Raw genomic sequence first — 9,642 nt, 5'->3', positions numbered from 1 at the left:
CGCGTCACGCCCGATGGCCAACGGCCATCCGGGTGCCCATCTCTGAAAGAAGCAGCAAGTACGTCATGCGCGTGACGCGCCCGAGACACCTTTCAGAGATGGATCCCCAGACCGCTGCGCGGCCGGGGATGACGCGTGGAGAGAATTTATCCAACACTTTCGCCACCCCATCCTGCTGCAACCACGCCCCCAAAAACAAACTTATCCGACACCTCCGTCCCCTGACGTATAGTACGGACCATGTCACTCTTTCACCCACCCTCGCACTTCCCGCCGAAGCTCGCCTTTCTCTGGCCCATTATCTGGGTCCAGGTGCTGATGCTGCGCGCGCAGATCCGCGCCGCCTATGGGCGCGGCGTGGTGTATCGCTGGAGCGTGACGGACAATCTGCGCGTCTATCTGGTCAGCATCGAGTGGATGCCGGGGCAGAAGAAAGGGCGCGCGATCCTGAAGCTCGCAGCCCATGCCTCTGATCGTCTCGCCGCCGCATGCGACGGGCGCGCGGCAGCACCCGCCTATCTCCACTTGCGCCCCCTCTCCACTGGGAGAGGGGCAGGGGTGAGGGGTAAAGGCGCTTCCGCACGTACAGCGCTTGCGGCGGCAACGCTGCCCCTCACCCCAACCCCTCTCCCGGGGGAGAGGGGCTTGCCCCTCCCCCTGCCGGAAACCTGAAGCCGACCTTGACCCCGAAAACTCACCCCATCCACCAAGCGCCTTCACGGGCGCCGCACGTGCTGGCGATCACGCTTTTGAGAGGTGCCTTGTATTGAACCGAACGATCGGTACATAAGCCGGGTCGAAAGACACTGAACCTTCAACCGACCCCTGATGTCACCCTGATCAAACAAGGAAATACCCATGTCCCGTATCCCGACCCCCGCCACGATCGAAGACGCCCCGGCCGCAGCGCACACCTCGCTGAACGGTGTGAAAGCTTCCCTCGGCATCGTGCCGAACCTCTACCGCCTCACCGCCAACAGCCCGGCTGCCCTGGATGGCCTGCTGTCGCTGAACGGCGCGCTCGGCAAGGGCCAGCTGCCGGCCGCCACACGGGAGCGGATCGCCCTCGCCATCGCGAACGTCAATGGTTGCTCCTACTGCAACTCGGCCCACTCCTATATCGCGGCCAATATGCTGAAACTGCCGGAAGACGAGATCATCCGCGCCCGCGGCGGCCGTGCTTCCGATGCGAAAGCCGATGCGGCTGTGGGGCTCGCCCGCAAGATCGCCATCGCCCGCGGCGACGTGAAAGACGCCGATATTGAAGCGGCCCGCGCGGCCGGCCTGTCGGATGGCGAACTGGTGGAAATCGTCGGCCATGTCGCCCTCAACGTCTTCACCAACTATCTGAACGAAGTGTTCGGCACCGAGATCGACTTCCCGGTCGTCACCGCCGAACGCGTGGCCGAACCGGCCTGAAGTCAAAGCTAAGGAAGCGCCAGATGGGGGAGGGCGGCCGGTGGTGCCGCTCTCCCCCAAACGCGTTTCTGAAAAGCGCTTTGATTTTCCCGGTCAATTGCGGAAGGGTGCCCCCATGAGCGCTGCTGCAAGACCCTCTCATTCGCGGGACGAAATTGTCCGCAAACTGTTCGACCTGTTCCGCCATCGCGGATTCGAGGGCGCGGCCCTGTCGGACATTTCGGAGGCGACGGGGCTTGGCCGCTCCAGCCTCTATCACCACTTCCCGGGCGGGAAGGATGAAATGGTGTCCGCCGTCGCTGACTTTGCCCACAGCCAGATCGAGGCGAACATCCTCGCGCCGCTTGCCGGGGATACCCCGCTGGCGGAGAGGGTCGATGCCATGCTGCAGACGACCAGCGAGATGTATGATTGCGGGCGCGAGCCCTGCCTGGTGGCGAGCCTCATGGTCTCGCCGGGCCTTGCGCCGGAGTCTGCCGGCAAGGTGCAGGCGATCCTCAAGGACTGGATCGCTGCGCTGGCCGCCGCGCTGGAAGGGGCGGGCATTCCCGCCGCCGAAGCGAAACGCCGGGCCACTGCCGCCATCATCGATATTCAGGGCGCGCTGCTGGTCGCCCGCGCCAGCGCCGACACCGGCGTTTTCACCGGCGCCATGGAAACCGCCCGCAGAAACCTGCTCGCCCCGGCCTGAGCAATTGTGTCCGCTCTACCCTTGCGCGGGAATTATTTCGCGGCCAAGCTGCAACCGGGGTAAGGTGAGGGGCCGGTAATGAGTTCCGTGGAGTTCGGGCCGAATGGCTCTGTCGTGAAAGACGATTCTGGCGGGATCGACCGCATCAAGCAGGAACTGGCCCAGAAAGAACATGCCTATCCGGATGGCAAACCCCGCCCGGTCGAGACCTTCGCAAAGTTTGCACGCATCGGCCTGATGATCTGGAGTGCCGAAATCTGCCTGCAGGCCCCGATGCTGGCGGGATATTATTTCGCGCCGCACAGCCTGCCGGAGGTCTTTTTCAATATCGGCGGAAACACCGCGCTCAATGTCATGACCTTGTCAGGCTGGCTCCTGTTCCTGACAGCCATCGCCACATTCATCATGGTCGGACGGTTTACCTATCGGGCGCAGAAGAATTTGTTCACGGTCGGCTCGCCCATCGTGAAAATGGCGCCAGGCTGGACCGTTGGCTGGTATTTCATCCCCATCGCCGCCATCTGGCAGCCCTTTCTCGGCATGAGCCAGATCTATCGCGGCACCTACGCCGCCGTCGGAGAGGCCGGAAAGTCCACCACGCTTCTCGCTGTCTGGTGGGGCGCCTGGATTTCGCTGAACATCCCCGACTGGATCAGCCGGGTTTGGGAGGACTCGCTGATGATGACCTATATTCTCCAGCTTGCCGACACGGCGCTGGGCGTCACGGCCGCGCTGGCGCTGGTGAGGATCCTCGGTCAGGTGGCGGAGCGGCAGGCATTGCTGCTGCGGGGCGGGGTGGCGCTGGTCTTCGACTGACGGCCGGCCTGATCGGGTCTCGCCTGCGCGTCTGACTGGCCTGACTTGGCCTTGGCGCGCCCATGCGCTAAAGGCCTGCCTTTCCAGTTTCGAACCGATGCCGAGAGGATTTTCATGGCCGGCCACAGTAAATGGGCAAACATCCAGCACCGCAAAGGCGCCCAGGACAAGAAGCGCGCCGCGCTGTTCTCGCGCCTGTCCAAGGAGCTTACCATCGCGTCGAAAATGGGCGGCCCGGACCCGGACGGCAATCCGCGCCTGCGCCTCGCCATCCAGAACGCGCGCGGCCAGTCGATGCCGAAGGACAACATCCAGCGCGCCATCGACAAGGGCCAGGGCGGCGGCGGCGATGATTATGTCGACATCCGCTATGAAGGCTTCGGCCCCGGCGGCGTCGGTATCATCGTGGAAGCCTCCACCGACAACAAGAACCGCGCCGCGACCGACATCCGCACGGCCTTCTCCAAGAATGGCGGAAACCTTGGCGAGACGGGCTCTGTCTCCTTCGGCTTCGACCAGGTCGGCGAGATCGAATACCCGCCGGAAGCCGGCAGCGAAGACGAGATCATGGAAGCCGCCATCATGGCCGGCGCCCAGGACGTCGAGTCCGATGAGGGCGGCCACTTCATCTACACCGCCCGCGAAGACCTGCAGACGGTCGCTGATGCGCTGGCCGAGCATTTCGGAGACGCGGTAGAGGCCAAATCGACCAAGCTGATCTGGAAACCGCAGAACACGGTGCCGATCGAAGGCGACGCCGCCGACACGCTGATGAAGCTGCTCGACGTGCTGGACGATCTCGACGACGTCTCGAACGTCTACGACAATTCCGAACTGTCCGATGAGGAAGCCGCCCGCCTCGCAGGCGAGTGATCCGGTTCAAAAGCTGACCTTGTCTCCCCACCGGCAAGCCTGACCCTCAGATTCTGCACGAGGGGCTTGATATTCTCCATTATCAATATACTTTGTATTACAAAGTTCTTTGTGGAGAGAGCCAAATGAGCCCGCAATCCCTTGCCGATGACCTTGCCTATATCCGTGACCTTGCTGAAGCAGGGGAGAAGGCGCCGCTGCTTGGCGGGCGCTATCTGGTCTGGTGGGGCAGTCTGACGACGCTGGCCTATCTGGCCCAATACGCCATTCTTGAGCGCCTGTTTGGACTGCCGCCGCAAGCCCTGGCGTTTCTCTGGGGCGGGTATGTCATTCTGGGCCTTGGCGGCTCCTTTTCGATGCATCGCACATTCGGTCCGGAAAAGCCGGGGGCAGCCTCCACCGGGAACCGGGTGTCGGCACTGGTCTGGAAGTCTGCAGGCCTGTTCCTCGGGGCCTACTTTACCGGTGCGTTCTTCAAGGTTGCCCTCAGCTCGGATAATTTTGACCCGTTTATCTGGTCTGTTCCGCTCGTGGTCGGGGTTTACGGGCTGGCGCAATATGCCGGCGGTGTGATTGCGAGCAGCCGCGTTCTGACGCTGGCCGGACAGGCAGCGCTGATCGCGACCGTTCCCGCCGTCATGCTTGTCGGGTCGACCCTCTCCTGGCTGCTGGGGGCAGCGGTCGCGGCCTTCTGTATCCTGCTGCCCGGAATCCTCCTGATGCGGAGCGAGCCGTCGGCGACGGTCTAGGCGCGTATCCATGTCCGGAGAAAACCCCTTCGACCACAATGACATCGACGATGTCATTCATGGGCGCCTGCGCCTCGGCATAATGGCCTATCTGACATCTGTCAGTCCGGCTGTGTTCGGTGAGCTTCGCGACAAGGTGGGCGCCACGGATGGCAATCTGTCGACCCATCTGCGCAAGCTTGAGGAGGCGGGCTATGTCGAGCTGGAAAAGCGTTTCGTCGGGCGCCGGCCCCAGACGCGGGTGCACCTGACCGATGCCGGGCGCAAGGCCTGGCTGACCTGGCTGGACCGGATGCAGGCGCTGATAAAGGCTGCTGAATAGTCGTTTAAGGGCTGACGAGGCGGATCTGGCTGCGTGCACTGTCTTCGCCAGCTGAGGCCGCGACATGCCAGCCGAGCGCTTCATAGGCCTTGCGGGCGCCGAAATTCTGGGTGTCCACATCCAGCGTCAGCGGCTGGCCCGCTTCTTCCCGCGCGACCTCCAGCAGGCCGCGGCCCACGCCGCAGAAGCGCCAGTCCTCATGCACGAAGATGTGGTCGATATAGGCGTCGTGCGGCTGCAGCGTCAGAAAGCCGATGATGCCGGCATTCGGTTCTTCGGCGACCCAGATCCTCGCGCCCGGCAGGGAGCGGATCAGCCGGGCCACATACGGCCGGGGCGCGCCGCGCCACGGAAACTTCCGCAGGCACGACATGAAGATCGACATGCAGGCCTGCCCGTCGCTCGTTTCGTAATCCCGTATGTGCCAGCCGGCTCCGGCATGAATATACATGCCTTAAAAGTAGCAACACAATTTCGCGCGTCCACCGTTTCTCGGCTGTGGACGCTGCAAAACTACATCTGCATCGTCCAGCCTTCGACGCCCATAGCCGCCTGACGGATGGCTTCCGACAGGGTGGGGTGGGCATGGCTGGTGCGGGCGATGTCTTCCGAAGCGGCGCCGAATTCCATGGCCACACAGAGTTCGCCGATCATCTCGCCAACGCAGGGGCCCATCATGTGGGCGCCGAGAATGCGGTCGGTTTTCTTGTCGGCGAGGATTTTCACGAAGCCGGTGGTTTCGTGGTTCGTACGAGCGCGGGAATTGGCCATGAAGGGGAACTTGCCCTTCACATACTCAACGCCTTCTTCCTTCAGCTGGTCTTCCGTCTTGCCGACCCAGGCGATTTCCGGGTTCGTGTAGACGACGCTGGGCACGAGGTTGTAATCCACATGGCCCGCCTTGCCGGCGATCAGTTCGGCCACGGCGACGCCGTCATCCTCAGCCTTGTGCGCCAGCATCGGCCCGTGGATACAGTCGCCGATTGCCCACACGCCGTCTGCGGCCTTGAAGTGGCCGTCGGTAACCTGCACGACGCCGCGCTTGTCCGTCGTGACGCCAACATTTTCAAGTCCGAGGCCTTCCGTATACGCACGGCGGCCGACGGCCACGATCACGACGTCTGCGTCCAGCGTCTCCGTGTCGCCGCCTTTGGCCGGTTCCATGGAGAGTTTCAGTTTCGACTTCATCTTCTCCACGCCGGTCACTTTCTGGCCGAGGCGGAAGGTGAGGCCCTGTTTCTTGAAGACGCGCTGGGCTTCCTTGGCGATCTCGCTGTCGGCGCCCGGCATGATGCGGTCGAGATATTCGACCACGGTGACTTCGGATCCGAGGCGGGACCAGACCGAGCCCATCTCAAGGCCGATGACGCCGGCACCGATCAGGATCAGGCGCTTCGGCACGGAGGTCAGCGACAGCGCGCCGGTGTTCGTCACCACGCGCTCCTCATCGATCTCGATACCGGGCAGGCTGACCGGTTCTGACCCGGTGGCGATGACGATGTTCTTCGTTTCCAGCGTCTGTTTCGAACCGTCGGCGCCTTCGACTTCCACCTTGCCGGGGCCAGCGATCTTGCCGCGGCCCTTGATGTATTCGGCATTGTTTTTCTTGAACAGGAATTCGATGCCCTTGGTGAGGCCTTCGACGGTCTCGTCTTTCTGGGCGATCATCTTCTCGATGTCGACATCCAGCTTACCGGTCTTGATGCCCATGGACTCAAAGTCCTCCTGGGCCGTGCGGAACAGGTCGGACGTGTGGAGCAGGGCCTTTGAGGGAATGCAGCCGACATTCAGGCAGGTCCCGCCCAGCTTGCCGCGGGATTCGATACAGGCAACCTTCAGCCCGAGTTGTCCTGCGCGGATCGCGCAATTGTAGCCGCCGGGGCCGCCACCGATGATGACGACGTCATAGGTCTCTGCCATGGGAAATTCTGCCTTGCGAAGGAGCCTGAGGATTCGAGCGCCAACCTAGGCATTTACGCCCTGAAATCAATGCGCCCTTGGTAGGGAGCGCAGCTTCAGCTGCGTGGCAGGATAAATAGCAGGCCTGTCAGCACAACAAGGATGCCCGAAAACACGGCTTCATCCATCCAGAGCACGGAATTGGCCCCCGAAAGTGCCATCGTGGCCGCCAGCAGCGCGAAGATGCCAACGCCCACCAGGCTGAGCAGGGCGCCAAACGGTTTGCCAGTAGCTGCCGTGAGGCCGCCAATGACCGCGATAAACGCACCAAGGATTCGCAACAGGCTGGTCGGCGGGGAGAGTAGCGCGTCGGACAGGGGGCTGCCGCGCGAGACAATGATGTTCACCGTGTGAATGCCGCCCCAGAGCAGCCAGGCGGCCAGTACGGCCAGCGCAAAGCCGGCGAGATTCCGCAATGTCATGACAAGCCTCCCTCTTGGTCATTTTGCGGAGACCATACGCCATGTGAGCGCAAAGCGAAGCAAATTCAGGGTCTGCAGGCTCAGGCGAGGCCGCGGGCTTCGAGCACTTTCTGCCGGCGGGCGGCGGCCTTGCGGCCGTGATGGGCAAAGCTTGCGCGCTGGCGGGCGACAGCCGCCGGGACGAAACCGGGCCGGGTTTTCGGCTGGCCGAACACATGTTTGCGCACGACAATCGGCTCTTCGCCATCCGCCGCCTGCTGGACGACAATGGTCTGGACCACGGGCTGCTGCACTTCTTCGGGCTGGACCTCAGCCTGTTCCACCTGCCGGGCAGGGCGGTAACGCAGTTCCCAGACGGCGAGCAGCAGCAGGACGCCAACGGCGCCGAGCCCTGCGACACCGCCTTCGGCAATACTGGGATCCTGCCACCAGCCGGGCTCGAACGTCACGAGATAGAAAACCGGAAAGCCTGCGCCCATGCCGCAGAGATACCAGGCCACTCCGCCGCGCCGGCGCGAAGCGACCATGGCAGCTGAGCAGTAGAAGCAGAGTGCAGCCAGCAGATACGGTCCGCCATTGTCGATGCCGAGCTGGCGCCAGTTTACGGTGGCGAGGCCATCGGCCAGCTGGTCATGGGCGAGCCAGCTGACGGCCATCATGATCGACGGCCAGCGCACGGCTGTCAGCGCGCCAAAAGCAAAGGCGATCGCAAAACAGGTGATCAGGATGGCGATAAGCTGGCGGAGCATGCTTAACGCCGTATCACGCGCGTGGTGACGATCCGCTGAACACAATCGATGAAATTTGTTCAGTTTCGCCTTTTCGGGCGATTAGTTGCCGTTGCCTTCCAGCGCGTCGAACATGAGCGATGCGCAGATTTCCTGTTCATACTCGAAATCCGGCACGTACTCGCCTGACGCGGGGTTGAGTGTATAGGTAACCAGACGGTCTGTGCCTTTGATCTCGCTGGTGAATTTGTAATCTACGAGGAAAGAGTCTGCGCCCGATCGGGACGGTTTGATCGTGCCTTCCAGGACGCAAGGTCTCAATTCTTCATAGGCGGCACCGGTCGTGTCATCCAGGGTCGGCACGCTGGCGCGAAATATCGGTCCGTCAGGCGTGATTTCGATGACATCTTCGCTGGCAAGCACTTGACCCTGACCCATCCAGCCGGATTTCACCATCATGGTCGGGTAGTTCAGAAGGCCGGTGCGGAGTGAATAGTCGGGCGGCATGCCGAAACCATTGCCGTAGGCAAGCCCCAGCCACGTTCCGATCACTTCCCCATCCTTGATGTAGTGAGCGCTGATACGACCAACATTGACGTGAGCATCGTCTTTGTTGGTGCCCTTGGAGACCAGGGCGATGTAATCGTCGAACTTGACGGCGAAGGCGGGCTCGAACGTGAACGTCTCCATCTGGCCACCAAACTCTTCCTCCGCTTTGATTTCCACGGTCGCTTTGCCGAATTCGCCATATGCGGACAAGAAAGCCTGATCGAGCTCAGAACCGGACATAACCAGTTCGAAGGGCTCAGGCCGCTCGGTGATGGCCGGCTTTTCACAGGCGGCAAAGCAGAACTCGTTGTAGAGGAGGTTGTTCGTCCAGGGCAGCTGGGAGCGGTTGGTGCGTCCGGCCACGCGGCGCTGGGCGGCGGCGAAGGCGTCTTCGGCCTTCTGGCCCGGCCGGCGGATCTCCTCGGCCAGCACCGGCGCATACACGCCTTCCTTGGCCACATCGTCGAGGCCGGTGGCGTAGGCGATCAGCATGTCCGGCCGCGCCTCGACGCGGGAGAGGCCTTTGACGCCGGCCTTGTAGCCGGAAAAGCCCGGCACATTCCGGCAGGCATCGAAGACGAGGAAGATCGCCTTGGCGCCCGTTGCGGCAAACCCGTCGCGCTGGGTCTGCATGTCGAGGCCGTAAAAGGCGAGGTCGGAGGCGGCCACCAGTTCGGCATCGACCCCAAGCAGGTAGGAATCCCCGCTTTCCGGATGCTGGGCGCCATGGCCGGTATAGTAGACGAAAGCGACGGCGTCCGGCCCGGCCATGTCGACCTTGCGCCGGAAGGCGTTCAGTGTTGCGGCGAGGTCGCGCTTGTTGAGGTCATGCGCGCGGGTGACGTCAAACCCGGTCTCGATCAGCGCCGAGGCGATCGTGTCGGCTTCCTGGCTGGCGCTGGTCACGCGGGAGAGGTCGCCGGCATAGTCGGTCTGGGAAATGACAAGGCCGAGGCGGGTTTCCGCGAATGCTGCAGAGGGCAGCAGAAGCAGACAGGCGCAGGCCAGAAACGCCCGGCGCAGGAATGTCAGTCGGTTAGCCAAGGCGTATCCTCCCACTTGGGACGGAATCTAGCGGCATGGTTAACCGGCGTCGAGAGGTAAGCGTGGAAGG

The 9,642-nt window shown here is 62.7% G+C and carries 12 protein-coding genes; 7 read left to right on the top strand and 5 right to left on the bottom strand.

Going from position 1 to position 9,642, the window contains the following annotated elements:
• Window positions 1-240: 240 nt before the first annotated feature.
• From HJA_RS02810 to HJA_RS02780, 7 genes are all read left to right on the top strand, one after another.
• Window positions 241-672 carry a hypothetical protein gene (locus HJA_RS02810; protein WP_035577790.1) on the top strand — a complete coding sequence of 144 codons (432 nt, stop codon included), beginning with the start codon at window positions 241-243 and terminating at the stop codon, window positions 670-672.
• 186 nt (window positions 673-858) lie between these two features.
• Window positions 859-1,419 carry a carboxymuconolactone decarboxylase family protein gene (locus HJA_RS02805; RefSeq protein WP_035577788.1) on the top strand — a complete coding sequence of 187 codons (561 nt, stop codon included), beginning with the start codon at window positions 859-861 and terminating at the stop codon, window positions 1,417-1,419.
• A gap of 115 nt (window positions 1,420-1,534) precedes the next feature.
• Window positions 1,535-2,110 (top strand): TetR/AcrR family transcriptional regulator, encoded by a 576-nt coding sequence (locus HJA_RS02800; RefSeq protein ID WP_035577785.1) that lies wholly within the window; start codon window positions 1,535-1,537, stop codon window positions 2,108-2,110.
• A gap of 78 nt (window positions 2,111-2,188) precedes the next feature.
• Window positions 2,189-2,926, top strand: coding sequence for a DUF4328 domain-containing protein (locus HJA_RS02795; protein ID WP_035577782.1), 738 nt, complete (start codon window positions 2,189-2,191; stop codon window positions 2,924-2,926).
• A gap of 114 nt (window positions 2,927-3,040) precedes the next feature.
• Window positions 3,041-3,799, top strand: coding sequence for a YebC/PmpR family DNA-binding transcriptional regulator (locus tag HJA_RS02790; RefSeq protein ID WP_035577780.1), 759 nt, complete (start codon window positions 3,041-3,043; stop codon window positions 3,797-3,799).
• A 125-nt stretch (window positions 3,800-3,924) separates the two neighbouring features.
• A complete protein-coding gene (locus HJA_RS17770) occupies window positions 3,925-4,548 on the top strand; it encodes a hypothetical protein (RefSeq protein ID WP_051597279.1) in 624 nt (207 codons plus the stop codon).
• Window positions 4,549-4,558: 10 nt separating this feature from the next.
• Entirely contained in the window at window positions 4,559-4,870 is a 312-nt protein-coding gene (locus HJA_RS02780; protein ID WP_035577778.1) for a winged helix-turn-helix domain-containing protein, read from the top strand.
• Between the two features lie 4 nt (window positions 4,871-4,874).
• On the opposite strand, the gene HJA_RS17765 is transcribed toward HJA_RS02780, so the two are convergent.
• The 5 genes from HJA_RS17765 to HJA_RS02755 all read right to left on the bottom strand — a co-directional run bounded on the left by HJA_RS17765 (window position 4,875) and on the right by HJA_RS02755 (window position 9,572).
• A complete protein-coding gene (locus HJA_RS17765; RefSeq protein WP_162177015.1) occupies window positions 4,875-5,255 on the bottom strand; it encodes a GNAT family N-acetyltransferase in 381 nt (126 codons plus the stop codon).
• 128 nt (window positions 5,256-5,383) lie between these two features.
• On the bottom strand, window positions 5,384-6,790 hold the full coding sequence (lpdA, locus tag HJA_RS02770) for a dihydrolipoyl dehydrogenase (protein ID WP_035577776.1): 1,407 nt from the start codon (window positions 6,788-6,790) through the stop codon (window positions 5,384-5,386).
• 95 nt (window positions 6,791-6,885) lie between these two features.
• Entirely contained in the window at window positions 6,886-7,251 is a 366-nt protein-coding gene (locus HJA_RS02765) for a hypothetical protein (protein ID WP_035577773.1), read from the bottom strand.
• 80 nt (window positions 7,252-7,331) lie between these two features.
• A complete protein-coding gene (locus HJA_RS02760) occupies window positions 7,332-8,000 on the bottom strand; it encodes a hypothetical protein (protein WP_035577771.1) in 669 nt (222 codons plus the stop codon).
• An 81-nt stretch (window positions 8,001-8,081) separates the two neighbouring features.
• On the bottom strand, window positions 8,082-9,572 hold the full coding sequence (locus HJA_RS02755; protein ID WP_035577770.1) for a caspase family protein: 1,491 nt from the start codon (window positions 9,570-9,572) through the stop codon (window positions 8,082-8,084).
• Between the last annotated feature and the right edge of the window lie 70 nt (window positions 9,573-9,642).

The organism is Hyphomonas jannaschiana VP2 (assembly GCF_000685215.1).
In the GTDB taxonomy this organism is placed as follows: domain Bacteria; phylum Pseudomonadota; class Alphaproteobacteria; order Caulobacterales; family Hyphomonadaceae; genus Hyphomonas; species Hyphomonas jannaschiana.
This window is presented reverse-complemented; position numbering and strand designations above follow the sequence as displayed.